At 74.2% G+C, this 23442-nt stretch carries 24 protein-coding genes; 16 read left to right on the top strand and 8 right to left on the bottom strand.

All coding sequences use genetic code 11. The annotated features are described in order from the left end of the window. Positions 1 to 56 precede the first annotated feature (56 nt). On the top strand, positions 57 to 1568 hold the full coding sequence (locus F9B16_RS08240; protein WP_151539385.1) for a hypothetical protein: 1512 nt from the start codon (positions 57 to 59) through the stop codon (positions 1566 to 1568). Between the two features lie 48 nt (positions 1569 to 1616). Continuing rightward, positions 1617 to 3224, top strand: a complete 1608-nt coding sequence (locus F9B16_RS08235) for a CocE/NonD family hydrolase (protein ID WP_225991463.1) — start codon at positions 1617 to 1619, stop codon at positions 3222 to 3224. A gap of 1 nt (position 3225) precedes the next feature. On the opposite strand, the gene def is transcribed toward F9B16_RS08235, so the two are convergent. Then, entirely contained in the window at positions 3226 to 3753 is a 528-nt protein-coding gene (gene def / locus F9B16_RS08230) for a peptide deformylase (RefSeq protein WP_151539384.1), read from the bottom strand. A gap of 168 nt (positions 3754 to 3921) precedes the next feature. Between def and F9B16_RS08225 the strand changes: the two genes are divergently transcribed. Next, the gene (locus F9B16_RS08225; RefSeq protein ID WP_151539383.1) at positions 3922 to 7056 is read left to right on the top strand and encodes an AfsR/SARP family transcriptional regulator; all 3135 of its coding nucleotides are present in this window, start codon (positions 3922 to 3924) and stop codon (positions 7054 to 7056) included. Positions 7057 to 7595: 539 nt separating this feature from the next. Further along, positions 7596 to 8522, top strand: a complete 927-nt coding sequence (locus tag F9B16_RS08220; RefSeq protein WP_151539382.1) for a dienelactone hydrolase family protein — start codon at positions 7596 to 7598, stop codon at positions 8520 to 8522. Positions 8523 to 8569: 47 nt separating this feature from the next. Here F9B16_RS08220 and F9B16_RS08215 read toward each other — a convergent pair whose 3' ends face one another. Both F9B16_RS08215 and F9B16_RS08210 read right to left on the bottom strand, forming a co-directional pair. Then, positions 8570 to 9790, bottom strand: coding sequence for a PucR family transcriptional regulator (locus tag F9B16_RS08215; protein ID WP_225991462.1), 1221 nt, complete (start codon positions 9788 to 9790; stop codon positions 8570 to 8572). A gap of 155 nt (positions 9791 to 9945) precedes the next feature. Continuing rightward, positions 9946 to 10377, bottom strand: a complete 432-nt coding sequence (locus F9B16_RS08210) for a MarR family winged helix-turn-helix transcriptional regulator (RefSeq protein WP_151539381.1) — start codon at positions 10375 to 10377, stop codon at positions 9946 to 9948. Between the two features lie 87 nt (positions 10378 to 10464). Between F9B16_RS08210 and F9B16_RS08205 the strand changes: the two genes are divergently transcribed. The 3 genes from F9B16_RS08205 (at position 10465) to F9B16_RS08195 (ending at position 13581) form a co-directional block, all read left to right on the top strand. Continuing rightward, a complete protein-coding gene (locus tag F9B16_RS08205) occupies positions 10465 to 12249 on the top strand; it encodes an ABC transporter ATP-binding protein (protein ID WP_151539380.1) in 1785 nt (594 codons plus the stop codon). Positions 12250 to 12514: 265 nt separating this feature from the next. Beyond that, positions 12515 to 12763, top strand: a complete 249-nt coding sequence (locus F9B16_RS08200; protein WP_151539379.1) for a hypothetical protein — start codon at positions 12515 to 12517, stop codon at positions 12761 to 12763. 11 nt (positions 12764 to 12774) lie between these two features. Then, the gene (locus F9B16_RS08195) at positions 12775 to 13581 is read left to right on the top strand and encodes a hypothetical protein (RefSeq protein WP_151539378.1); all 807 of its coding nucleotides are present in this window, start codon (positions 12775 to 12777) and stop codon (positions 13579 to 13581) included. Between the two features lie 59 nt (positions 13582 to 13640). On the opposite strand, the gene F9B16_RS08190 is transcribed toward F9B16_RS08195, so the two are convergent. Next, the gene (locus F9B16_RS08190) at positions 13641 to 13829 is read right to left on the bottom strand and encodes a hypothetical protein (RefSeq protein ID WP_151539377.1); all 189 of its coding nucleotides are present in this window, start codon (positions 13827 to 13829) and stop codon (positions 13641 to 13643) included. A 71-nt stretch (positions 13830 to 13900) separates the two neighbouring features. Between F9B16_RS08190 and F9B16_RS08185 the strand changes: the two genes are divergently transcribed. Continuing rightward, positions 13901 to 14119 (top strand): hypothetical protein, encoded by a 219-nt coding sequence (locus tag F9B16_RS08185; RefSeq protein WP_151539376.1) that lies wholly within the window; start codon positions 13901 to 13903, stop codon positions 14117 to 14119. 6 nt (positions 14120 to 14125) lie between these two features. Here F9B16_RS08185 and F9B16_RS08180 read toward each other — a convergent pair whose 3' ends face one another. After that, complete coding sequence (locus tag F9B16_RS08180; protein WP_151539375.1) at positions 14126 to 15334, bottom strand: MFS transporter; 1209 nt, start codon at positions 15332 to 15334, stop codon at positions 14126 to 14128. Positions 15335 to 15407: 73 nt separating this feature from the next. On the opposite strand from F9B16_RS08180, the gene F9B16_RS08175 reads away from it, so the two are divergent. Continuing rightward, the gene (locus tag F9B16_RS08175) at positions 15408 to 15764 is read left to right on the top strand and encodes a DUF488 domain-containing protein (protein ID WP_151539374.1); all 357 of its coding nucleotides are present in this window, start codon (positions 15408 to 15410) and stop codon (positions 15762 to 15764) included. 80 nt (positions 15765 to 15844) lie between these two features. Then, positions 15845 to 16282 carry a hypothetical protein gene (locus F9B16_RS08170; protein WP_151539373.1) on the top strand — a complete coding sequence of 146 codons (438 nt, stop codon included), beginning with the start codon at positions 15845 to 15847 and terminating at the stop codon, positions 16280 to 16282. Between the two features lie 40 nt (positions 16283 to 16322). On the opposite strand, the gene F9B16_RS08165 is transcribed toward F9B16_RS08170, so the two are convergent. After that, positions 16323 to 16766 carry a hypothetical protein gene (locus F9B16_RS08165; protein WP_225991461.1) on the bottom strand — a complete coding sequence of 148 codons (444 nt, stop codon included), beginning with the start codon at positions 16764 to 16766 and terminating at the stop codon, positions 16323 to 16325. Between the two features lie 129 nt (positions 16767 to 16895). Between F9B16_RS08165 and F9B16_RS08160 the strand changes: the two genes are divergently transcribed. Then, on the top strand, positions 16896 to 18218 hold the full coding sequence (locus F9B16_RS08160; RefSeq protein ID WP_151539372.1) for a HEAT repeat domain-containing protein: 1323 nt from the start codon (positions 16896 to 16898) through the stop codon (positions 18216 to 18218). Between the two features lie 22 nt (positions 18219 to 18240). Here the strand turns inward: F9B16_RS08160 and F9B16_RS08155 are convergent, their stop codons facing one another. Next, the gene (locus F9B16_RS08155; RefSeq protein WP_225991460.1) at positions 18241 to 19083 is read right to left on the bottom strand and encodes a helix-turn-helix transcriptional regulator; all 843 of its coding nucleotides are present in this window, start codon (positions 19081 to 19083) and stop codon (positions 18241 to 18243) included. Between the two features lie 101 nt (positions 19084 to 19184). On the opposite strand from F9B16_RS08155, the gene F9B16_RS08150 reads away from it, so the two are divergent. The 4 genes from F9B16_RS08150 to F9B16_RS08140 all read left to right on the top strand — a co-directional run bounded on the left by F9B16_RS08150 (position 19185) and on the right by F9B16_RS08140 (position 21244). After that, positions 19185 to 19775: a YbhB/YbcL family Raf kinase inhibitor-like protein gene (locus tag F9B16_RS08150; RefSeq protein WP_151539370.1), complete on the top strand. Its 591-nt coding sequence runs from the start codon at positions 19185 to 19187 to the stop codon at positions 19773 to 19775. A 43-nt stretch (positions 19776 to 19818) separates the two neighbouring features. Then, complete coding sequence (locus F9B16_RS50730) at positions 19819 to 19974, top strand: hypothetical protein (protein ID WP_192808666.1); 156 nt, start codon at positions 19819 to 19821, stop codon at positions 19972 to 19974. Beyond that, complete coding sequence (locus F9B16_RS08145) at positions 19971 to 20597, top strand: HAD domain-containing protein (RefSeq protein ID WP_225991459.1); 627 nt, start codon at positions 19971 to 19973, stop codon at positions 20595 to 20597. Before F9B16_RS50730 ends, F9B16_RS08145 begins: the two co-directional genes overlap by 4 nt. Positions 20598 to 20719: 122 nt before the next feature. Further along, entirely contained in the window at positions 20720 to 21244 is a 525-nt protein-coding gene (locus tag F9B16_RS08140) for a VOC family protein (protein ID WP_192808665.1), read from the top strand. Positions 21245 to 21253: 9 nt separating this feature from the next. On the opposite strand, the gene F9B16_RS08135 is transcribed toward F9B16_RS08140, so the two are convergent. Next, complete coding sequence (locus F9B16_RS08135) at positions 21254 to 22354, bottom strand: serine hydrolase domain-containing protein (protein ID WP_151539368.1); 1101 nt, start codon at positions 22352 to 22354, stop codon at positions 21254 to 21256. 161 nt (positions 22355 to 22515) lie between these two features. Between F9B16_RS08135 and F9B16_RS08130 the strand changes: the two genes are divergently transcribed. After that, positions 22516 to 23292, top strand: coding sequence for an Fpg/Nei family DNA glycosylase (locus F9B16_RS08130; RefSeq protein ID WP_151539367.1), 777 nt, complete (start codon positions 22516 to 22518; stop codon positions 23290 to 23292). The last annotated feature ends 150 nt before the right edge of the window (positions 23293 to 23442 follow it).

Raw genomic sequence — 23442 nt, 5'->3', positions numbered from 1 at the left:
GATCGAACATTCCGCCATACCAGTGATGATCTTCGCTTATCGGCATAATCACGCGAATGGCGATGGCGCTTCCGGTGCGGATCCGCGGGGACGGCGTGCGCGTCGCGGTCGAGACCGACCCGGCGCACGCCCCGCTGCGCGACTTCCTGCTCAACGACCTGGGCGAGGACGTCGCCGCGATCGTCCGGGCGAAGGGCCTGCTGAGCGCGGGGGCGGCGGAGCCCGGCGGGCACCGGCCCTGGCAGGAGCTGTACCGCTTCCACCGGCTCGACTTCGACGGCGCGGTCGTCCACCTGCGGGACGTCGGCGGCTGGTCGTCCTGCGACCTCGACCCCGGCGTCCTGCTCCGCTGCCTGGAGGAGTACCTGGACAAGGTCGGGGCGGTGCGGCACCGGCAGATGCTCGAAGGCGTCCTCCAGGCCGGCACGGAGCGGTTCGTCCCGGACCGGGAGCTGCCCGTCGCGTTCCGCGTGGACGGCCCCGGGGACGTCGCGTGCGTCCCGGCGCCGGGCAACGAGCCGCTCGCCGGGCTCCTCGCCGACACCGAGTTCGTCCTCGGGCTGGACTGGATGCTCGCCGAGCTCGGCCGCCCCGGCGCCGCCGTGACGTGGCCGGGACGGGTGTTCCGGGTCGGCGTCGCGGTCGGCGTCGCCACCATCGAGGGCGAGAACGGCGCCTACCTGTGCCTGGACGCGGAGACGTTCCGGCAGGTCGTCGCGGCGTTCCGGCAGGCCCACGCGGACTCGCACCGCCCCGCCGGGCAGCACCGCGCGCCCGGGCACAGCGAGCCGGGACATGGCGAGCCCCGGCGCGGCGAGCCGGTGGCGGCGGTGCTCGCCCTCGGCGGGACGTCCCGGCGGACGCGCGGCTGGGCGCTCGTCCGCACGCCCCGCGCCACCCTCGAGGACGTCGCCGGCCTCACCCCGCACCCCGACGCCTGCCTCCCGCACGGCGTCCTCGGCACCGGTTCGGGCGCGTGCTGGGCCGACCTCGCCGTGCTGGACGAGGCGGGCGGGCGGCTGCGCGGCGGCACCAAGACCTTCATGCCGCGCGGCATCGACGCGGACAGGCTCGTCCCCGACCTGCGGGACGCGCTGTCCCGCGCCCGGTTCCTCGCGTCCGTCCCGGGTGCGTGGGCGTCGTTCGTCTCGGGCGTCCCGGTGCACGGCTACGTCGACCCCGACGCGGTGGTGCGGCTGCCGTGCGAACCGGTGGAGGCGGAGGGCGTCGCGCAGCACGTCCGCGTGTTCTTCCCGGAACTGGTCGAATCGGGCGTGGACCTGGAGGCGGCCGCCTCGCGCGCCGCCGGGACCGCCCGCGCGGTGAACGGCGCGCCGCACGTCCTGACGGCGTTCCTGCTGCACGACGTGCAGTGCCACCGGCACCACCTCGACGTCGTCCGCGCGGCGCGCCCCGGGTGGGAGCACACCGGGAACGCCTGCCATCTCCGGGTGGACGTCCGGACGGTCCGGCTCGAGCACCTCTGGCTGGACGGGCACGCCTGCGAGCTGCCGACCGGCGAGTTCGCGCGCGTCCTGGAGGAGTACGAGCGCCTCGCCGCGCTCTGACCGGCCGGGGCGTGGGACGGTGGGATTCCGATTCGTGGGAGGTTGCGCATGTCCATGGCGGGACGGCTCATCGACCGCCTCCTCGGGCTCCCCGAGGCCGATGACGCGGCCATCGACGTCGGCATGGCCCGCGACCTGCGGGTTCCCATGCCGGACGGAGCGGTGCTGGTCGCGGACCTGTACCGGCCGCGCGGCGCCGGGCCGCTGCCCGCCGTGCTCATCCGGACCCCGTACGGCAAGCGGCAGGCGCTCGTCCGGCTGCTCGCCGGGGTCCTCGCCCGGCGCGGCTTCCAGGTCGTCATACAGAATGTACGTGGGATACACGGGTCGGGCGGCGAGTTCCACGCGTTCCACGACGAGCGCGAGGACGGCCTCGCGACGCTGAAATGGGTGCGGGCGCAGCCGTGGTGCGACGGGCGCGTCGCGACGGCCGGGGCGAGCTACCTCGGCTACACGCAGTGGGCGATCGCGCCGTACGCGGACCCGCCGCTGGCGGCGATGGGGCTCGGCATCACCGCGTCCGAGTTCGTCAGCTCCTTCTACCCGGGCGGCGCGCTCGCCCTGCACAACACGCTCGTGTGGTCGTCGCTGATGGGGACGCGTGACGACCGGAGACACCCGCTCCACAACCGGCGCGTAAGGAACGCTATGCGGCACCTGCCGGTCGGCGAGGCAGACATGGCCGCGATAGGGCGAGCCGAGTCGTTCCTACGCGAGGTCACCGGCAACGCCGAGAACGCCGCGTTCTGGCGGGAGACCGACCACAGCGCGGGCGTCGCCACCACCACGTCGCCCGCGAGCATGGTGACGGGCTGGTGGGACCTGTTCCTACGCGGCCAGCTCCGCGACTTCGCCGCCCTGCACGCCGCCGGCCGCCAGGTCCGCATCACCATCGGCCCCTGGGGGCACGACGCCAAGGCGCTGCGCGCCGTCCTCGCCGACCAGGTGTCCTGGCTGAACGCGCACCTCCACGGGGACGCGGCGGAACTGCGGCGCGCACCCGTCCGCCTCTACCTGCAGAAGGCGGACCGCTGGCTCGACTTCCAGCAGTGGCCGCCGCCGGAGACCACCCCGGCGCCGCTGTACCTCTCCCACGGCCTGACCTGGGACGAGCCGTCCGGCCCGCTCGACCCGGTGGCGTTCACCTACGACCCGTACGACCCGACGCCGTCCACCGGCGGGCCGCTGCTGGCGCCCGGCCGGGGCGGGCAGCGCGACAACGGCCGGATCGAGGCGCGCGGCGACGTCGCCGTGCTGACCGGCGCCCGCCTCGACCGCGACCTCGACCTGATCGGGCCGGTGTCGGCGGCGTTCCACGTCCGGACGGACACCGGGCACGCCGACCTGTTCGTCCGGCTCTGCGACGTCGGCCCGGACGGCGCGTCCCGCAACGTCACCGACGGGATGCTCCGCATCGACGCCGCGCCGGGCGAGGTCGTCGCGGCGGAGATCGAGATGCACCCGACCGGCTACCGGTTCCGGCGCGGCCACCGGCCGCGCGTCATGCTCGCGGGCGGCGCGTTCCCGCGCTTCGCCCGCAACCACGGGCGCGGCGAGCCCGCCGGACGGGCCGTCGCGTCGCGCCGCGTCCGCATCGAGGTGCTGCGCGGCGCCGGGCACCCGTCGGCGCTGCACCTGCCCGTCTGGGCGCCATGACTTATTCGCCCGACGCGCGGAGTTCCTCGTACTCCTTGAGGACCTTCTTGCGCGCGCGGGCCGAGAGCCGGTCGATGTAGACCTTGCCTTCGAGGTGGTCGGTCTCGTGCTGGAGGCAGCGCGCGAGCAGGCCCGTCCCCTCGACCATGACCGGGTTTCCCTTGACGTCGAAGCCGCGCACGGTGGCGTGGTCGGGACGGGCGACGCGGGCGTGCGGGCCCGGCACCGACAGGCACCCCTCCTCACTGTCGTCGAGCCGCCGGTCCGCCAGATCGGGCAGCTCCAGCACCGGGTTCACCACCGTCCCCTTGTGCCGCTCGCCGTCCTCGTCGGGGCAGTCGTAGACGAATATCCGCAGGTCGACGCCGATCTGGTTGCCGGCGAGGCCCACGCCCTCCGCCGCGTACATGCTGGCGAACATGTCGTCGGCGAGCTCCGCCAGCGCCGCGTCGAACTCCTGCACCGGCCGGCACGCCCGGTGCAGGACCGGCGTCCCGACCAGCGTGATCGGCCGCACCTGTCCCGCCATCCGATCTCCTTCCGCGCTCGGTGACCATCCTGTCAAACGGCGGGCGGCGGCTCCGCCGCGGCACTTTTTTCGCACGACCGTGCAGAAATACCCGCACCGGACCCGCCGTGACTTTGATCAAATGGTGGAGTTCACTGTGCACCGGAGGCGACGTCGGGAGTGACGGACATGCGCACCGAGCGCGGGTCTGACCGGGAGCGCGAGCACGTCCGGATCGTCGTGCTCGGCCGGGTCGGCGTGGAGCGCGCCGGCCGGCGGACGCTGCCCTCCTCCGGCATCGCCCGCGCGCTGCTCGGCGCGCTCGCCGTCGCCTGGCTCGCCGGGCTGTCCGGCCTCGGCGACGACACGCTCAAGTCGCTGCTGTGGGGCGCCCGCGAGACCGTCATCTCCGACTCGACGCTGGCCGTCGCCGTCTACCGGCTGCGCCGCTGGCTGACCGAGACCGCGGGGCCGGGCGTCGAGGTCGTCCGCACCACCAACGGGTACGCGCTGGAGCTGCCGGGCGCCGACATCGACGCGGCCGCGTTCCGCCGCGCGGTCGCCGACGCGGCCATGCTGCCGGCCGACCGGCGCGCCGGTGCGCTGGAGCGCGCGCTCGGGCTGTGGCGGGGCCGCGCGCTGGAGGACGTGTCGCCCGACTCCGTCGACCAGGCCGCCGTCGACCGGCTGGAACGCGAGCGCGTCGAGGCGACGATGGAGCACGCCCGGACGGTGCTCGGCGCGGGTTCGCCCGAGCGCGCGCTGCCGCACCTCAGCCCGCTGGTGCGCGCCCACCCGCTCGACGAGCAGCTCCTCACCGTCTGGATCGAGGTGCTCGCGTCGTGCGGGCGGCAGGCCGAGGCGCTGGAGGCCTACGAGGAGGCGCGGGTCCGGCTGCTCGACCAGCTCGGCGTCGACCCCGGGCCCGAGCTGCGCGACGTCCACGTCCGCGTGCTGCGCCAGGAGACCGCCGGCGCGCCGGGCCCCGCCGAACCGCCGCGGGACGAGACCGACGACGGCTCCGAGGCCGACGCGGGCCGGGACGGCGACCGCGTCCCCCCGGCGCGGCCGAGCCAGCTGCCGCCCGCCGTGCCCGACTTCACCGGGCGCGGCGACCAGATCGACAGCATGCTCGCGCTGCTGACCGCCGGCGACGGCAACGAGCCCGTGTCGGTGTCGGCCGTCGCCGGGATGGGCGGGATCGGCAAGACGACCCTGGCCGTGCACATCGCGCACCGCATCCGCGACGCCTTCCCCGACGGCCAGCTCTTCGTGGACCTGCGCGGCGCCGAACGCGATCCCGCCGACCCCGCCGAGGTCCTCGGCCGGTTCCTGCGAGCGCTCGGCGTCAACGCCGCCGCCGTGCCGGAGAGCCCAGGCGAGCGCGCCGCGCTGTACCGCAGCCTCCTCGCCGACCGGCGCATCCTCGTCGTCCTCGACAACGCCGCCGACGAGACGCAGGTCGAGCCGCTGCTGCCGGGCGGGCGGCTGTCCCGCGCCGTCATCACCAGCCGCACCCGGCTCACCGCGCTGCCCGGCGCCCGCCTCATCGAGCTGGACGTGCTGACCCCCGCGCAGGCCGTCGACCTGCTCGTGCACATCGTCGGACGGGACCGGCTCGCCGCCGAGCCGGAGGCCGCCGCGGAACTCGCCCGCATGTGCGGGCACCTGCCGCTCGCGCTGCGCGTCGCCGGCGCCCGCCTCGCCGCGAAGGCGCACTGGAGCATCGCCGGGTTCGTCCGCCGGATGCGCGAGCAGGGCCGGCTGGACGAGCTGACGCAGCGCGGCCTCAGCGTCCGCACCACCCTGCACCTCAGCTACCGGGGGCTCGGCGCCGACGCGCGGCGGCTGTACCGGCTGCTCGGCCTCCTCGACGCCCCCGACTTCGCCTGCTGGACCGCCGCCGCGCTGCTGGACCGCCCGCCCGCCGAGGTCGCCGAGCTGCTGGAGACGCTCGTCGACGCGCAGCTCCTCGACGCGCAGCTCCGCACCGCGCAGGGGCGGCCCGCGATGCCCGGCGCGGTCCGCTACCGGTTCCACGACCTCGTCCGCGACCACGCCCGCGAGCTGTGCCTGGAGCAGGACGGCCCGGACGAGCGCACCGAGGCGCTGCGCCGCGCCCTCGGCGGCCTGCTGGCGCTCACCGACCGGGTCGTGGAGCTGGTCACGGGCGGCGGCGACTGCCTCGCCGCGGGCCGCGCCGTCCGGTACCCGCTGGACGAGGCGGTCGTGGAGCGGACGCTCGCGCAGGCCCCCGACTGGTTCGAGGACGAGCGGTTCGGGCTCACCACCGCGGTCCGGCAGGCCGCCCGGCTCGGCGAGGACGGGCTGGCCTGGGAGATCGCGGTCCGCTCGTCCATCCTGTTCCAGCCCGCGCACTACACCGACGACTGGCAGCAGGTCGTCGCGGACGCGCTGCCGGTCGTGCGGGCGGCGGGCGACCTGCGCGGCGAGGCGGCGCTGCTGGAGCGCACCACGGAGCTGGCGTGCGCGCGCCGCGACTACGACCGGGCGCTGCGGTCCGTCCGGGAGGCGCTGCGGCTTTTCGAGGAGACGGAGAACCCGCACGGCACCGCGCTCGCGCTCCGCCAGCTCGCGACCGTGCACCGGATGACGGGCCGGTTCGGCGACGCCGAGGCCGACGGCCGGCGGGCCCGCGAGCTGTTCCAGCGCGTCGGCGACGTCGCGGGCGAGTCGCACGCCGTCCTGGTGATCGGCTGCGCGCAGTACGAGCGCGGCGACGCCGGCGACGCGCTCGGCGTGCTCACCATGGCGCGTGACCTGGCGCGCCGCGCCCGCTACACCGGCGTCGAGCTGCAGGCGGTGTACTGGATCGGGCAGGCGTTGCTCGCCCTCGGCCGCCCCGGCGAGGCCCAGCCGCTGTTCGAGCACATCCACGAGGCGGGCACCGCGGCGGGCAGCCGGCTCGTCGGCATGTACGCCGCGCACGGCCTCGGCTGCACCAGCTTCGCGCTCGGCCGCACCGAGGAGGCCGAGCGGTCGCTGCGGCTGGCGCTGCGGCTCGCCGAGGAGCGCGGCGACCCGCTGATGCGCGCGCGCATCATGTACGTGCTCGGCGACCTGTACTGGGACCGCGGTGACCTCCTCTCGGCGCGGCGGCTGCTGGAGCGCGCGCTGGCGCTGGCGACCGAGGTCTCGGTGCCGCTCTGGCGGGCCAAATGCCTCTTCCTGCTCGGTGCCCTCCTTCAGGTGTCCGGCGAGGACGCCGGCGGCGCGGCCGACCCGCGCCGCGAGGCGCTGGAGATCTTCGGCGCGCTCGGCGTCCCGACCGAGGACGGGACGGCCGCGCACCTGCTGTGGTGACGGCGGCCTGCGGGCCCACCCCCGTGCGGCCCGCCGGCCCGCCGGCCGGTCTCCCGGCCGATCTCCACGCGGCAACGGTAGGCGGGGCCGATTACACCTCGCTTACATCCCGCTCCGCGCCGAACCGCCCGTGCGGGACGGGAGTCCGCGCGCGGGACAGAGGGATGGCCGATGCGGAGCGTGGTCCGTTCGTCGCACACCGTGTACCGTTCATCGACAGGCACGGTTGAAGCCTCGAACGGCGGGCGAGGGGCTCGCTACCTTCTTCTCATCCGCCGGGCGCCCCGCGCCGAAGCCGCTTCGGGGGGAGCGGCCGTCCCCAGTGCGCGTATCGGGCCGGCCCGCGGAACGGGGGGAGAGGGGTCACTCTGGGGGGAGTGGCCCCTCTCCGTTGCCCCCGCGTTTGTAACTTCGCTATAAGCGCCCCGAATTTAAGGCGTCGCCGCTTAAGCAGCGCCCGGCGGCGGCGCGGCCCACAATTCTGGCACCCGCGGACACCCACCCGCCGCGGTTCCGTCCAGTGAAGGGCACGCCCCCCGATGCACAGGAATCTCGCGCATTCGTTCCGGCTCCTCTCCGCCGCCTCCCTCATCGCCGCGGGCGCGGCACTGGCCCCGCCCGCGAGCGCCGCGGCGCCGGCCGGACCCGCGGCCGCGGAACGCGCGGCCGTGCGACGCGCCGCCGACAATCCGTACCAGCGCGGTCCCGCGCCGACCGAGGCGAGCATCACCGCGGAGAAGGGCCCGTTCGCCATCGAGACGATCCCCGTTCCGGCGGGCAGCGGCACCGGATTCAACAAGGGCACCGTCTACGCGCCCACCGACCTGAGCCAGGGCACGTTCGGCGCCATCGTCGTCTCGCCCGGCTTCGTCTCCCCCGAGGCGTGGATCTCCTGGTACGGGCCGCGGCTGGCCTCGCAGGGCTTCGTCGTCATGACGCTGGAGACCGACAGCCTCCTCGACGTCCCCGCCTCGCGCGGCGACCAGCTGCTCGCCGCCCTCGACTGGCTGACCGGCAAGAGCAGCGTCAAGAACCGCGTCGACGCGTCCCGAACCGCCGTCATGGGCCATTCCATGGGCGGCGGCGGGACGCTCGAGGCCGCGAACAAGCGGCCGTCCCTCAAGGCCGACATCCCGCTCGCGCCCTGGGACACCAACTACAGCTTCCCGAACATCAGGACCCCGACGCTGATCATGGGCGCGGACAACGACTTCATCGCGCCCGCGTCGTCGATGGCCGAGTCGTACTACAACAACGTCAAGACGGCGCCGGAAAAGGCGTACCTGCTGCTGAAGAACGCCGGCCACATGACATTCGTGTCGCCGAACACCACCATCGCGAAGTACTCCATCGCGTGGATGAAGCGGTTCGTCGACAATGACGCCCGCTACGACCAGTTCCTGTGCCCGGCGCCGAAGCCCGACGCGAACATCGCGAAATACTTGGACACCTGCCCGAACGGCTGACCCGCCCCGGACGGCGGCGGCGTCGACGGCGCCGTCGCCGTCCCGCGTCACGCGGGCGAGAGGCGCCGGTCCCCGGAGTCCAGCCGGACGAGGTGGTGCAGCAGGAGCAGCAGCTCGATCCGCCGGTCCGGGTCCAGCATCGCGCCGCCGAGGATCTCCTCCAGCCGCCGGATCCGGTACCGGACGGTCTGCTCGTGTACGAGGAGCCGCTCCGCCGCCGCCACCGCGTTGTCGCGGCACTCCATGTAGGTCAGCAGCGTGCGCGTCAGCGCGTCCCGGCGGTGCGGCGCCAGCTCCATCAGCCGCCCGAGCCGGGCGCCGAGCGCCACGTCCAGCAGCTCCTCGCTCTGCGCCGCGACCAGCGTCGGCAGGTGGTCCAGGCAGCGCAGCGGCTCCTTGCCCGGCAGGGCGCCGCGCTCGATCAGCGCGAGGCCGCGCCGGGCCCAGCGCAGCGACAGCGCGGCCCCCGCCGGCGGGACGGTCGGCCCGATCGCCGCCGCCCGCGTCCCCTTCACCGCCGCCGGCAGCCGGTCCCGGCCGGGACCGTCCGGGTCCGGGCAGATCAGATAGGGGTCCGCGGCGTCCCAGTCGGCGAGGAACGCGGGCGGCAGCACCGGGGCCGGCCCGCCGGGCGCCGGGCGGAACGCGACGACCGCGAGCGTCCGCGGCACCTGCCAGCCCGCCTCCCCGGCGAGCTCCCCGATCGCCGCGTCGCTGGCCGGCGGGTCCATGACCAGCAGGTCGCGCAGCCGCCGCCGGAACCGCTCCCGCTCGCCCGCGAGCTCGCCCTGCGCCCGCGCGTACCCCTGCCCGGCCGCGGCGGCGATCCGCTCCAGGAACACGAACAGCGACTCGGTGATCTTGCCGAGCACCTCCAGCGACCAGCCGAGCCGCCGCGCGTCCTTGATGAACCGGCGGCACGCGACCTGCCCGCCGACCCGGATCGCCGTCTGCAGCCCGTCCAGGCTGCGGCCCTGGCGCGCCTCGTACGCGCCGATGCCCTCGAAGATGCCGGCGACCGTGCCCCAGTCGATGTCGGGCCGGCCGATCGCGTCGACGAACTGCCGGACGGTCTGCTCGACGGCCCACCGCATCCTGCGCCCGTAGCGGCTCTCCGGCGGCCGCGCGTACTCGGGGACGAGCCCCTGGATCTCGCCGACCATCTCGATCGCGGCGGCCTCCAGGTACGGCCGGAGCGGCTCGGCGAGGCCGGCGGGGACGCCGGAGAGCGGGAAGTCCGGGGCGGCGGGATCGACGGACCGGCTCAAGGCACCCTCCTGGAACTCGCGAACCCCCGATGCCACTGGGCCTTCCAGGGTCCGCCGGTCCCGCCCGGCGACGCTAGGCAGAGCCGAGAAGGATCCGCCCGCCCCGATTGTCAGCCCGCTGACAGCGGGACGGGCCTCCGGCGGGCCCGGCCGGGCTAGCGGTGCGTGTGCGGTTCGGCGGCGGCGTCGACGACGGTGAGGAGTTCGCGGAGGGTCTCGCGCTGCGCGTCCGACAGGGGCGACAGCACCTCGCGGGCGGCCTCGCGGCGGGTCCCGGCGATGCGCGCGCGGACGGCCCGGCCCTCGTCCGTCGGGCGGACGAGCAACGACCGGCGGTTGGCCGGGTCGGGCTCGCGGGTGACGAGGCCGTCCGCCTCCAGGGCGTCCACCAGCGTCGTCGCCGAGCGGGGGACGATGTCGAGGCGGCGGGCGAGGTCGGTCATCCGCAGCGGGCCGTCGGTGCCGACGATCACCCGGAGCGCGCGCGACTGGGCGGGGGTGAGGCCGAGCGGCGCGAGCCGCTCGACCTGGTGCCGGCGGATCCGCTTGGCCGCCTTCAGGAACAGGTCGGCCAGATCGTTCTCCATGGATCCGAGCTTAGCTCATAGTTGTTCGGAAATAATTATGAGCTAACCTCAGTTACGTTGAGGGTCACCCCCCGGAAGGAGCCGCCCATGGCGAAGGACCCCACCGCTTCCAAGGAGACCACCGCTCGCACCGACCGCCGGCGCATCCTGCGCCTGTTCGTCCCGTACCGCGCCCGGCTCGCCGCCGTCGCGCTGCTCGTCGGCCTGTCCGCGCTCGTCTCGCTGGCCTCGCCGTTCATGCTCCGGCACATCCTGGACGTCGCGCTGCCGCAGCACCGCACCGGGCTGCTGTCCGCGCTCGCCCTCGGCATGATCGCGATCTCGGTCGCGACCAGCGTGTTCTCCGTCCTGCAGACCTACATCTCCACCGGCGTCGGGCAGCGCGTCATGCACGACCTGCGCACCGCCGTCTACGCGCACCTGCAGCGGATGCCGCTCGCGTTCTTCACCCGGACCCGCACCGGCGAGGTCCAGTCGCGGATCGCCAACGACATCGGCGGCATGCAGTCCACCGTCACCACCACCGTCACCTCGCTCGTCTCCAACTTCACCTCCGTGACCGCGACCGCGATCGCGATGCTCGCCCTCGACTGGCGGCTCACCCTCGTCACGATGGTCACGCTCCCGTTCTTCGTCTGGATCAGCCGCCGCGTCGGCGCCGAGCGCCGGAAGATCACCTCCCGGCGGCAGCGGCAGCTCGCCGCGATGTCGGCGATCGTCGAGGAGTCGCTGTCGGTCAGCGGCATCCTGCTCGGCCGCACCATGGGCCGCTCGCCCGCCCTCACCGACCGGTTCGCCGGCGAGTCCCGCGACCTCGCCGACCTGGAGATCCGCGCCGGCATGGCCGGACGGTGGCGGCAGTCCACGATCCAGATCGTCATGGCGGCGATGCCCGCCCTCACCTACTGGGCCGCCGGCCTCACCGTCTCGCACGGCCACCCGCTCGTGTCGATCGGCACCCTCGTCGCGTTCACCACGCTGCAGACCAGCCTGTTCCGGCCGACCGTCCAGCTGCTCCAGACCGCGGTGGACGTGCAGAGCTCCATGTCGCTGTTCCGGCGGATCTTCGAGTACCTCGACCTCGAACCCGGCCTGGAGGAGCCGGCCTCGCCGCGCCCGCTGCCGCGCGCCCGCGGCCACGTCCGGTTCGAGGACGTCGGCTTCTCCTACGACGCGGACTCCGCCGCGCTCACCGGCATCGACCTCGACGTCCCCGCCGGCACGTCCCTCGCCGTCGTCGGCGAGACCGGATCCGGCAAGACCACCCTCAGCTACCTGGTGCCGCGGCTGTACGACGCCACGTCCGGGCGCGTCACCATCGACGGCGTCGACGTGCGGGACCTGTCGTTCGCCGACCTGTCCGCCGCCGTCGGCGTCGTCTCCCAGGAGACGTACCTGTTCCACGCGTCCGTCGCCGACAACCTCCGGTTCGCCAAGCCCGGCGCGACGGACGCCGAGCTGCACGCCGCCGCCCGCGCCGCGCAGATCCACGACCACATCGCCGGCCTGCCCGACGGCTACGACACCGTCGTCGGCGAGCGCGGCTACCGGTTCTCCGGCGGCGAGAAGCAGCGCCTCGCCCTCGCCCGGACGATCCTGCGCAACCCGCCGATCCTCGTCCTGGACGAGGCGACCAGCGCCCTCGACACGCAGACCGAGCACGCCGTCCAGCAGGCCGTCGACGCGCTCGCCGAGGGCCGCACCACCATCACCATCGCGCACCGGCTCTCCACCGTCCGGGACGCCGGCCAGATCGTCGTCCTCGACCACGGGCGCGTCGCCGAGCGCGGCACCCACGCCGAGCTGCTCGCCGCCGGCGGCCTCTACGCCGCGCTGGTCTCCCGCGACGAGGACCTCACCCCCGCCGCCTGACCCCCGCCGTACGCCGCCGGCCCGGTCGCGGCGCCGCCCGCCGGAAAAGGCGATCTCCCCGCCGCCGCCCAACCGGAATTCTTGGCAAAGGAATCCACATCATCGGCCAAAAGGAACCGGATTACCGGGCAATGGCGAGAAGATCGGTGAGGCCGATGGGACGGTTCCGGCGGACTGTCGCGATGACCCTTTTCCGCGATCCCGCGCGAAAAACTTGACGCGTCGGAGGTCGACTTCCGCGGCACGCTGCGGAATGGTCTCCCGCATGGATTCCCGAATTCGAACCTCCACCGCCGCCGGCCCCACCGGGTGGCTCCTCACCTTTCTCGGCGCGCGGGAACAGGGCGTGCGCCCGCACAGCGGCCTCGCGGCGGGTCCCGCGGAATGGCTGCTGGTCTTCCTCGAGGTCGAGCGCGCGGAGCTGGCCGCCCGGCAGCGCCCCGCGGCCGTCCCGCACCGCTCCGGCCGGACCGAGGAGCACCCGTTCGGCCGCATGAACGCCCGCAGCGCATAGAGACGAAGGTCATGATCATCGAGATGTTCCTCGCCGCCCTGATCGGCGGCGCGATCGGAGTCGCCGAACTCGTCGCCCGCTACCGCGACAAGCCCGTCGCGGCGCTGCTGTCCCCGGGCGGCCTGCTGTTCGCCCTGGTCAACACCGGCGCGTCCGTGGTCGCGCTGATCGCGGTCACCGCCGCCGGCTGGCGGTTCGGGCTGCCCTACACGATGCCGCCGACCGCGCTGCTGGTCGTACACGTGATCGCCGCCGGGCTCGGGTCCGCGGCCGTGCTGCGCATGTCGTTCGCCCCGGCGCAGACCTCGACGCCGGGCACCGGGCCGATCGCCCTGCTCAACGGGATCCTGCGGATCGCCGACGGGGAGCTGGAGCGCAAGCGCGCCCTCAGCCGGCTCTCCCACAACGACCTCGCGGACCTGTCGTTCGAGCGCGACCACGCCGCGCTCGCCGAGCTCTGCTGCCACCTGCTGCGCGAGTTCGACCTGGCCGAGGCGCAGCGGCTCGGCGGGCTCGCCGCCGAGCTCAGCGCCCGCGACGACCTCACCGACGCCGACAAGCTGGACTGCTGGGGCCTGGAGCTGACCCGGCTGGTCGGCGAGCGGGCGCTGCGCCAGGCCGCCCGCCGGCTGCGCGACCGGCCGCAGGAGGAGCGCCGCCCCGCCGAGGACGAGCGGCTCGCGTCGGTCGCGGCCGAGCCGGACCCGCCGGCCGAGCCCGCGTCCGTCCCGCCGCCCCGGCCGCCGCTCGGCAAGACCTCCCGGCTCGCCCCGCACGCGAACGGCCGGAGCGAACGCAAATCGTTCAGCGATGTCTGACGCTCGGTGAGAACCGGTGTGCCCCTCGCCCGGGGCACACCGGTATTTCATTGCCCGCGCTATTTCGGCCGGGGGATCGGCGGCGCCGTTTCACCCCGCTCTTCCAGCACCGCGGCGATACGGTGCAGCGCCTCCGCCATCGAGATCATCGCCTGCACCTGCGCGGCCGCCATGAGATTCGCCGGCGACGGGTCCGCGGCCTGCGCCTCCGCAGCCGCGTCGCACGCTTGCTGGCTCCACCAATGCACCCGCCGATCCTATTCGAACCGACCATTCCGCACCGGCCGCCGCGCGGTCGCAACCGAAAGGCCCGAATTCCGTGAGCGCCCTCCCGCCCGCCCCGCGTCCCGGCCGGCCGAACGTCCCGCACCCGCGCTGGACCGGCAAGCCGCTCCGCCGCCTCACCGCCGGCGAGCTCGCCGAGGCCCTGGAGTACCTGGAGCGGCACCGGCCGGACGACGACGTCCTCGGCCGCGCGCTGGCCGGGGAGTTCGCCCGCCGCACCGCCGCCGAGCACCACGCCTTCCACTTCGACTGACTCCGGTCAGACCGGCGCGGGCTCCGGCAGCGGGCGCCCGGTGCGCCGGGCGAGGAGCGGGACGCACAGGAAGATGGACGTCCCCATGACCGCGAAGTACAGCGCCGTCCCCGCGTCCAGCAGGAACCCGCCCGCGACCGGCCCCAGGAAGAACCCGAGCTGCCGCACCTCCGACAGCCCGAAACAGGCGCCCTTCAGCTCGTCGGACGCCATCTCGTGGACGGCCATGTCCGGCATCGGCAGCAGGACGCCCTCGCCCACCGTCCAGAACACAATGCCCGCGTATAGCCAGGCGAGGCCCGCGGGGCTCGCCCAGAAGCAGCCGAACGCCAGCGTGAAGCCCGCCGCGCCCGCCCAGACCATCGTGGTGCGGCCGAGGCAGCCGGACACGCGGTCGATCGGGAGCTGGAACAGCAAGGCCAGGACGGCATTAGTGATGAACAGCGCCGCGAAGTACCCCTCGGCGCGGTCGCCGTACCGGCCCTTCATGTAGAGCGGGATCATCGACTCCAGCTGCGAGAACACGAAGAACACCAGGACGCCGCCGGCGACCACCGCGAGGAGCCGCCGGTCGCGCAGCGTCGCGCCGAGCGCTTGGAGCGTGGACGGGGCGGACGCGTCGCCGTCCCCGCTCGCCGGGTGCAGCGCCGCCAGCTCCCGGTTCCGCACCAGGACGAGCAGCAGGTAGGCGAGGTAGAAGGCGGCCGGGACGGCGAAGAACGCGACGGCGCCGACGTGGTACAGGACGCCGCCGATCGCGGGCCCGGCGATCGCCCCGGCGCACAGCGTCATGTACCGGATCCGGAAGATCCGCCCCTCTTCGTCGGCGGCGTGGGACAGCAGCTTCTTCGCGCCCGGCTCCACCAGCAGGCGCGCCGCGCCGAGCATCAGGAACAGCGCGACGATCGCGGCGGGGGCGCGCGCGGCGGCCAGCAGCCCGTACACGGCGACGTGGAGGACGAGCCCGGCCCGCATCAGCGGCACCGCGCCGAGGCGGTCGACGAGCACGCCGCCCGCGAGGCCGCCGAACGCGGCGGTGAGCGCGACGGCGCCGACCACCGCGCCGACGGCCGGTTTTCCGAGCCCGGTGTGCTCGCTCATGTAGAGGGGTGCGAAGGGCATGGCGGCGAAGAAGGCCACCGAGTTCAGCAGCGCGCCGCCTTCCAGCAGCCGCTGCGCCGGCGTCAGCCGCCACAGCGGTGTCCGGGCGCTCATGGCCCGAGTGTGCGCCGGGTGTCCGACATTTCCCGGGGCTCGTGGCGGCCGGGTAGCGGGTATGAACGGGTTCATGGGACGTGACGTGAGGGTGCGCCGGGTCTACGACGGCGCCACGGACGGGGACGGCGAGCGGGTCCTGGTGGACCGCGTGTGGCCGCGCGGCCTGTCGAAGGAGAAGGCCCGTCTCGACCGGTGGGAGAAGGACGTCGCCCCGTCCACCGAGCTGCGCAAGTGGTACGGGCACGATGTGGACAGGTTCGAGGAGTTCCGGCGCCGCTACGGCGCCGAGCTGGCGGACCCCGAGCGCGCCGCGGCCCTCGACCGCCTGCGCGGCGACGCCGATCCGGGCCCGTTGACGCTGCTCACGGCCACCAAGGACGTCGACCACAGCCAGGCCGCCGTGCTCGCGGACATCCTCGGCTCCTGACCGTCCCGGCCTCCTACTCGCGGGTAACTGAGTAGGAGCGCTCATGTGCCCGGACGGCCCGGTGCGGCATCGTGGCGGGCATGAGCGATCGCACGCCCCTTCTCGGCCCCGTCCTCGGCCGCCGCCTGGTCGTCGCGGCCCGCGCCGTCCTGTGGGCGCAGGCGGTGCTGCTCGTCTCCGCCGGGGCGGCGATGGTCGCGTACGGGGAGGCGGCGACCGGCGCCGAGGCCCGCGTGGGCGCCGCGATGATGTTCCTGGCCGTCTACCCGTTCGCGCTCGCCGCGGCGGCCGTCGCGCTGGCCGCCGCGTTCCGCGGCCGGCGGGCGAGCACGCGCGGCTGCGTCGCCGGGTACGAGGCGTTCCTCCTGGTGGTGACCGGGCCGTTCGTGAACCACCCGTCGCCCGGCGTCGCCGCGCTCGGCCTCTGCTCCATCCTGACCACCGCGTTCGTCATCGCCGTCATGGCGTCGCCCGCCGGTGCCGCGCACTTCGCCGCCTACCGGCACCTGAGCGCATGAGAAGGGCGGCGTCCCGGAGGACGCCGCCCTTCCGGCGGGGTCAGCGGGTCGCGAGGCCGAGGGCGCGGAAGGTGACCCGCTGGTCGAACCACAGCAGCGCGACGGTCGCGGCGGCCATGACCCCGGCGAGCGCGAGGTGCGCGGCGGTCCCGGTCACGTCGGCGCCGGCAGCGCCGAGGACGACGTGCAGCCCGATCCGCAGCGCGATCAGCCCGAACGCGATCACGCGGGTGCGGCCGTTCTTCAGCATCGCCTTGACGAGCTTGATCCGTCGGCGCAGCACCGTCAGGCCGAGGACGGCGTTCACCGCCGCGATCCCGGCGACGACCATCCACGCGGAATGCCACGCGTGGCAGATGTCGTACGCCGCGCCGAGCACGCCCTCGAAGGCGAAGAACCAGATCGGGAGCGGCTTGATCGCGTCCAGCCCGTCCTGCCGGGCGGGCTCCGCGGCGGCCTGCCGGCGGGTGAGGGTGGCGTTCATGTCCGCTCCTTCGGGTGCGCGTCCTGCTGACATCCCGATCGTGCCGCCCGCACCGGAACCGGCGGCAGAGCCGTTCCGCGCACCTTCGGCCGGGACAAATGTCCTAGACCACCGATACCGTCGGGGCGCGTGAGCATCGAGGAACTGATGCGGCGGCTCGCCGCCACGGAGACGCAGCGGGCGGCCGCCGACGAGCTGGTGGCGCTCGGCGCGCCCGCCGTCCGGCCCGTCCTGGACGCGCTGTGCGACGAGGAGTCGCCGGTCGAGTGGTCCACCAGTGCCACGGTCCTGCGGCGGATCGGGCGTCCCGCCCTGGAACCGCTGATGGAGGCGATGGCCGCGGCGCCGGCGCACGAGGTCGCGCGGCGCGCCGGCTGGGCGTACAGCGGGCTGGAGATCGACGACCTGGCGGCGTTCGAGCCCGGCCTGCGGCACCCGAGCCCCGAGGTGCGGAGCAACACCGCCTACGTCATGCAGCTCAAGGGCGAGCGGGCGCTCCCGTACGCTCCGCGCCTCATCGAGATGCTCGCCGACCCCGACGACGACGTCCGGCAGCGCGCGCAATGGGCGCTGGACGAGCTCGGCCCGGAGGTCGTGCCGCTGCTCCGGGAGGTCCGGCGGTCCCGCACGGCCGGCCGGCTGCGCCGCCCCGCCCTCGTCGCGCTCGCGTCCGCGGGCGGCCCGGAGGCGCTGGACGAGCGCGACCTCGCCCTCGTGCGCCGGCTCGTCCGGATCAAGATGCGGGACGAGGTCCCCGAGCCGATGCACCTGGACGGCTCGTGGTTCGCGCTGCCCACCGGCGACCAGGACGCCGTCCTCGACGCGTTCGGCCTCTCCGACCCCGAGCCGGTCACGATGCGGATGGGCGCGGCGGCCTGGGGCCAGGAGCACCACGGCTGGGGCTGGATCGACAGCCGCCGCATGTACGTCACGCCCCGCTTCGACGGCTGGACGCTGGTGTTCGGCTGCCCCGGGGGTGACGACGACGACACCGAGTTGCGCGACACCGTCCTCGCCTGGTGCGAGCGGCTGAGCGCCCGCTTCGGCGCCGCCCACTGGTACGGGACGAGCTGCGGCGACGGCTGGACGGCGTGGTGCATCGCCGAGCAAGGGCGCGTCGTCCGGTACTACGACGCCTTCGAGGAGGACGACCAGGTCGGCACCGGCCACCCCGCCGAGGAGGGCTACCTGCTCCCGCATGAGGACGGGTTCCCCGACGACGCCTTCGACGGCGTCGACACGTCCGACTCCGAGGCGTTCCGCGCCCGCTACGAGCAGGTCAAGGCGGAGCTCGGCGTCCCGGACACCTGCGAGGCGCCGGAGATCGCGGCCCGCGCGTCCGTCGACCCGTCCGCGCTCGGACCGGGCACGCGGGTCGAGGGCCACGGCGTCCTCGCCCTGACCGCCACCGGCCGCGAGGAGGGCCACCCGCGCGGCGCCCTCCCGATCTAGCGCGCGGCCGGCGGCCGCGAGGTCAGCCGGCGCTGGCCAGCGCGGTGGCGTGCGCCGCGACCAGGGTGCGCAGCGCCCGCTCGGCCGGCTCGTCCGCCGGGGTGAGGACGAAGAGCCGCTGGTCGGAGCCGTCCAGCGCGGCGAGCATGTCGTAGGCGACCGTCATCGTGCCGGCCGTCGCGTGCCGGATCCGCTTCGTGCCCCGCGACCGCTCGTGGACGTGCTGGTCGTCCCACCACGCCGCGAACTCGCGGCTCGCCGTCCGCAGCTCGGCGATCAGCTCGGCGAGGTGCGCGTCGTCCGGGTGCCGGGCCTGGTTGACGCGCAGGTTGCCGACCATCTCGGCGGCGAACGCCGCCCAGTCGAGGTTCGTCTCGCGGGTCTCCGGATCCAGGAACAGCATGCGGGCCGTGTTGCCGAGCCGCCCGTGGCCGAACTTGGGGCCGAACAGCGCGGCCGCCGCCGCGTTGCGGCCCAGGATGTCGAACCGGAAGTCCACCACGTAGGCGGGCAGCAGCGGCATCCCGTCGAGGACGGCGCGCAGGCTCCCGCCGAGCGGCGCCGGGACGTGCTGCTGCGGCGGCGCCTCGCCGCGCGCGATCAGGTGCAGGTGGACGCGCTCCGCCGGGGACAGCAGCAGCGCCGCCGCGATACCGTCCAGCACCCCCGATCCTGGCGTCCCGACCCGGCCCTGCTCCAGCCGGACGTACCAGTCGACGCTCACCGCCGCGAGCTCCGCGACCTCCTGCCGGCGCAGGCCGGGCGTGCGGCGGCGCCCCAGGTCGGGAAGCCCCACGTCCGCCGGGCGGACCCGTTCCCGCGCGGCCCGCAGGAAGGCCGCCAGTTCGCCGCGCCGTGCCGTCATCGTCCCAGGATGGCGCATTCCGGGCCGGTGAGGGTGGCACTCCGCGTACCAGGATGCGGACGACCTGTACCAGCCTCCGAGACGCCGGGATCGTTGCGGCCATGAGGAAACGAGTCGTCACCGCCCTGACCGCCGCCGCCGTCGCCGCCGTCACCGCCGCGTCCGTGACCGCCGCGTCCGCCCAGACCGCCCCCGCCTTCGGGTACCACAAGGTACGCACCGCGATCCCGAAACAGGCCGCGCACTTCCGCGTCACCAGCCCCGACCTGGCCCGCGGGACGTTCCCGGCCGCCTCGTACGCCGACGCGTTCGGCTGCACCGGCGGGAACGTCCCGCCCCGGCTGTCCTGGTCCGGCGCCCCCGCCGGGACGCGGAGCTTCGCCGTCACCATGTTCGACCCCGACGCCCCCACCGGCAGCGGCTTCTGGCACTGGTCGGTGCGCGACCTGCCCGCCACCGCCACGTCCGTCCCGGTCGGCGCCGCCGCGGGCGTCAACGACGCCGGGACCGCCGGCTACCTGGGCCCCTGCCCACCCGCCGGGGACCGTCCGCACCACTACGAGATCACCGTGCTGGCCCTGGACGTCCCGGACGCCGGCGTCCCCGCCACCGCGAGCCCGGCCCTGGTGTCCTTCGCCCTGGGCTCCCACGTACTGGCCTACGCCCGCCTGACCGCCACCGCCACCTCGTGATCCGCGCGATACCCGCAGGTCTCGGCTAGACGCGGACGCGCAGATGTGGGCGGCGCGGATCCTCGGCCCCGACCGGGCCCTCGCCCGGTCCGCCGCGCTCCGCGCGCTGGCGGTCGTCCAGCCGTCCGACCCGGATCCGTCCTGCCACCCGGACGGCGGCGTCTCCGTCGCGTCCATCCGCGACCACGCCGCCCGGTGAACCCCCTCGACGTCCTCAAAACCGCAGCGCTCAGAACCCCCGAATGGCGAGACGGCGCGGAGAGCGCAATGGCCGTGCGGCATGATCTGCCCATGACGTGGGGCATCGGCGGAATCCCGCGCCCGGGCACCCGACCCTCGGCGAAGCCTGTGTTGTACCTGGACATTGACGGCGTGCTGAATCCGGAGGCGCCCAGCCGTCCGGAGGACTTCGCCGAGCACCGCATCCGGATCACCGTCCGCCTTTCGGGTGAGCACGCCGAATGGCTGGCCGAGCTGGGGGAGTGTTACGAACTGGTCTGGGCGAGCACTTGGGAGGAGCACGCCAACACCTATATCGGTCCTCTTCTCGGGCTGCCCGAGCTGCCCTACGTGGCGTTGACGGCCTACAGGTACCGGCCCGACGATCCGAGGCTGCCGGTGACGCAGCTCCCCCGGATGCGGAAATGGGCGCCGATCCTCCGGCACGCGGACGGGCGCCGCTTTGCCTGGCTGGACGACGTCATCCCGTTCAGGGCCCGGCGCCAGGCCTGGCCGCATCGCGGTATCCGCCTCGTCCCCGTCTCTCCCGCCGAAGGGCTGCGGCGGCGACACGTCGACAGGTTGCTCGCCTGGCGCGGATGAACCTGAGGGCGGCGGGATGGGAGGGGGCCGCGGGAGGGTGCTTGTTTTTTCGACATTATGGACATGGGTCGTCGGCTGGCATGGAATGGGGGCATCGCCGTCGATGGTGAATGGAGACGTCCATGCCCGGGATCACGCAGCGTTCGTCGAAGGAACCCGCGGTGAAGACGCGGTTCCTGTCCCACGGAACGCTCAAGATCACCGATGTCGCCGCCAGCCGCCGCTTCTACGAGGAGGTCCTCGGGCTGGAGGTCGTCCAGCCGATGAAGGCGGCGCTCTACATTCGCCTCGGTGGCGACCACACGTATGTGTGCGTGGAATCGAAACCGGACCGGCCGGATATGCCGCTGCTTTATCACAATGGGCTTGACGTGGGCAGCGATGAGGAAGTGGACGAGGCGTACCGGGCGATCAGCGAGGTCGCGGACGAGTACGGCGTCAAGGAGCTGAACAAGCCGGTGCGGCAGCACGGCGTGTACTCGTTCTACCTCAAGGACCTGGACGGGAACTGGTGGGAGATCGGGCATCTGCCTCCCGGCGGGTACCGGTTCCGGTTCGCCGATCCGCGCAACGACCTGACCGGGCGCACGGACCTGACGGCGGCGGAGATCAAGGACGTGTTCGTCAATCCGCACGTGGCGGAGTGACGGGCGGGCTCAGCGGGTGCGGGCGACCTCGGCGGCGACGGCGCGGAAGGCGGGCAGGGTCTCGCCCTCGTCCGGGTTGAGGAACGTGCTCTTGACGATCACGACGTGGTACTTCGTCGAGACGTAGATGAGCTGGCCGCCGAGGCCGCTGGCGTAGTAGCCGTCCGTGCCGTCGATCCACCAGCCGAGCCCGTAGGACGGGCTGACGCCGGACGGCGTGCCCACCTGCGCCACCCAGGACGCCGGGACGACGCCGCGCCCGCCGTCCAGCATGAGCTTGCCCATGCGGGCGAAGTCGCGGTCGGTCGCGTAGATGCAGCAGTAGCCGAGGGCGTCGCCGTGGGAGTCGTTGCCGACGTAGGCGGTGGCGGCCATGCCGCCGGGGCCCCAGATCTTGTCCTGGAGGTACCGGTAGTACGGCTGGCCGGTGGCGCGCTGGAGGACGAGCGCGAGCACGGCGGTGTTCAGGCTCGTGTAGTTGAACTGGGTGCCCTGGTCGACGGCCTTGGTGCGCGTCGCGGCGAACTGAAGGGTGCTGTAGAGGCCGAGGCTGACGCCGACGTGCAGCGGGACGTCGTCGACGGTCTCGTTCCAGGCGATCCCGGACGCCATGCGGAGCAGGTTGCGGATCGTCACGGCCCCGTAGGCGGTGTTGGCGAGCTCGGGGACGTAGGCGCCGGCGGTGTCGTCGATCGAGCGGATCCTGCCTTCGCCGAGGGCGACGCCGATCGCGTCGGCGGTGTAGGACTTGGCCATCGACCAGGACTGGAACAGCGAGTCCTGGGAGTAGCCGGGGGCGTACCACTCGTCGACGATCTTGCTTCCGTCCAGGACGACGAAGCCCTGCGCGGCGCGGTTCAGGTAGTCCCGCACCGTGTGCGTCTGGCCGTTGTAGGTGTAGGTGACCTTGCCGAGGTCGTGCGGGTCGCTGGTCAGCTCGACGGGGTTCGCGGACGGGGTGAGCGGGTCGAAGTTGGGCAGCTTCGCCGCTTCGAGGGCGGCCGCGGCGGACGGCGAGACGGGTGGTCCGGGCGTGGCGAGCGCGGGGGCGGCGGTGAGGCCGAGGGTGAGGGCGGTGGCGAGCGCGACGGCGGCGGGCCTGCGGCGCATGGGGGCTCCCGGGGGGTGGGGTGGTCGGGCATGCGACGTCGAATCGAATAGCGATCGTTTCGGATTCGGCCTACCGAAACGTAACCCCGCGCGGGGCCCCGGGCTATGGCCAACGGTGACAAACCGGGGCGCGGAACGCGCACACCGGGTATGGGGACGGCATGCCGGAGCTGCCCGATGTCGAGGGGTTCCGCCGGGTGCTCGCCGAGCACGCCGGCGACCGGATCCGGTCCGTCGAGGTGCGCGACGCCGGGGTGCTGCGCGGGGTGGGCGCGCAGCGGCTGGCGCGCGCGCTGCGCGGGCACCGGTTCGAGGAGCCGCGCAGGCAGGGCAAATGGCTGATCGCGCCCGCCGAGGGCCCGGTGCTGATCCTCCATTTCGGGATGACCGGATCGCTGTCGTGGCATCCGGCGGGGGAGCCGGAGCACCGGCACGACCGGGTCGTGTGGCGGCTCGACGGCGGTGAGCTGCGCTTCCGCGACATGCGCAAACTGCAGGGCGTCCGGCTCGCCCGGGACAAGCGGGACGCGGAGCGCCGCCTGGCCGACCTCGGCCCGGACGCGCTGGACCTGTCCCGCGACGATCTCGCCGGGCTGCTGGCGAAGCGCCGCGGGCGGCTCAAGTCCGCGCTGACGGACCAGTCGGTGATCGCCGGGCTCGGCAACCTGCTGGCCGACGAGATCTGCTGGCGGGCCCGGATCGATCCGCTGCGGCAGGCCCGCGACCTGGACGAGGACGGGATCAAGGCGCTGCACAAGGCGATGCGGGACGTCCTGCGGGCGTCGATCGAGGCGGAGCGGGTACCGCCCCGCCGGACCTGGCTGACCGGGGCCCGCGACGACCCCGACGGCACCTGCCCGCGCTGCGGGACGCGGCTGTCGCGGCGGCGCGCGTCCGGCCGGATGACCGTGTGGTGCCGGCACTGCCAGCCCGCCTGAACCCGAGCCCGTGGGGCGGCGGGGCGCCTGAGCGGCAGGCGCGAACGGCGCGGGCACGAGCGGCGCGGGGGTGAGTGGCGCGGGCGCGAGCGGCGCGGGGTGAGTGGCCGGGGGCGGGCGGCAGGGGGCGGGCGGCAGGGGGCGGAGTGG

The organism is Actinomadura montaniterrae, assembly GCF_008923365.1.
Classification (GTDB): Bacteria; Actinomycetota; Actinomycetes; order Streptosporangiales; family Streptosporangiaceae; genus Spirillospora; species Spirillospora montaniterrae.
This window is presented reverse-complemented; position numbering and strand designations above follow the sequence as displayed.

Excerpts from the sequence above, each read along its gene's own strand:
- F9B16_RS08240 (WP_151539385.1), top strand. The coding sequence starts at position 57 with ATGGCGATGGCGCTTCCGGTGCGGATCCGCGGGGACGGCGTGCGCGTC.
- F9B16_RS08235 (WP_225991463.1), top strand. The coding sequence starts at position 1,617 with ATGTCCATGGCGGGACGGCTCATCGACCGCCTCCTCGGGCTCCCCGAG.
- def (WP_151539384.1), bottom strand. The coding sequence starts at position 3,753 with ATGGCGGGACAGGTGCGGCCGATCACGCTGGTCGGGACGCCGGTCCTG.
- F9B16_RS08225 (WP_151539383.1), top strand. The coding sequence starts at position 3,922 with ATGCGCACCGAGCGCGGGTCTGACCGGGAGCGCGAGCACGTCCGGATC.
- F9B16_RS08220 (WP_151539382.1), top strand. The coding sequence starts at position 7,596 with ATGCACAGGAATCTCGCGCATTCGTTCCGGCTCCTCTCCGCCGCCTCC.
- F9B16_RS08210 (WP_151539381.1), bottom strand. The coding sequence starts at position 10,377 with ATGGAGAACGATCTGGCCGACCTGTTCCTGAAGGCGGCCAAGCGGATC.
- F9B16_RS08205 (WP_151539380.1), top strand. The coding sequence starts at position 10,465 with ATGGCGAAGGACCCCACCGCTTCCAAGGAGACCACCGCTCGCACCGAC.
- F9B16_RS08200 (WP_151539379.1), top strand. The coding sequence starts at position 12,515 with ATGGATTCCCGAATTCGAACCTCCACCGCCGCCGGCCCCACCGGGTGG.
- F9B16_RS08195 (WP_151539378.1), top strand. The coding sequence starts at position 12,775 with ATGATCATCGAGATGTTCCTCGCCGCCCTGATCGGCGGCGCGATCGGA.
- F9B16_RS08180 (WP_151539375.1), bottom strand. The coding sequence starts at position 15,334 with ATGAGCGCCCGGACACCGCTGTGGCGGCTGACGCCGGCGCAGCGGCTG.
- F9B16_RS08175 (WP_151539374.1), top strand. The coding sequence starts at position 15,408 with ATGGGACGTGACGTGAGGGTGCGCCGGGTCTACGACGGCGCCACGGAC.
- F9B16_RS08170 (WP_151539373.1), top strand. The coding sequence starts at position 15,845 with ATGAGCGATCGCACGCCCCTTCTCGGCCCCGTCCTCGGCCGCCGCCTG.
- F9B16_RS08165 (WP_225991461.1), bottom strand. The coding sequence starts at position 16,766 with ATGAACGCCACCCTCACCCGCCGGCAGGCCGCCGCGGAGCCCGCCCGG.
- F9B16_RS08155 (WP_225991460.1), bottom strand. The coding sequence starts at position 19,083 with ATGACGGCACGGCGCGGCGAACTGGCGGCCTTCCTGCGGGCCGCGCGG.
- F9B16_RS08150 (WP_151539370.1), top strand. The coding sequence starts at position 19,185 with ATGAGGAAACGAGTCGTCACCGCCCTGACCGCCGCCGCCGTCGCCGCC.
- F9B16_RS50730 (WP_192808666.1), top strand. The coding sequence starts at position 19,819 with ATGTGGGCGGCGCGGATCCTCGGCCCCGACCGGGCCCTCGCCCGGTCC.
- F9B16_RS08140 (WP_192808665.1), top strand. The coding sequence starts at position 20,720 with ATGCCCGGGATCACGCAGCGTTCGTCGAAGGAACCCGCGGTGAAGACG.
- F9B16_RS08135 (WP_151539368.1), bottom strand. The coding sequence starts at position 22,354 with ATGCGCCGCAGGCCCGCCGCCGTCGCGCTCGCCACCGCCCTCACCCTC.
- F9B16_RS08130 (WP_151539367.1), top strand. The coding sequence starts at position 22,516 with ATGCCGGAGCTGCCCGATGTCGAGGGGTTCCGCCGGGTGCTCGCCGAG.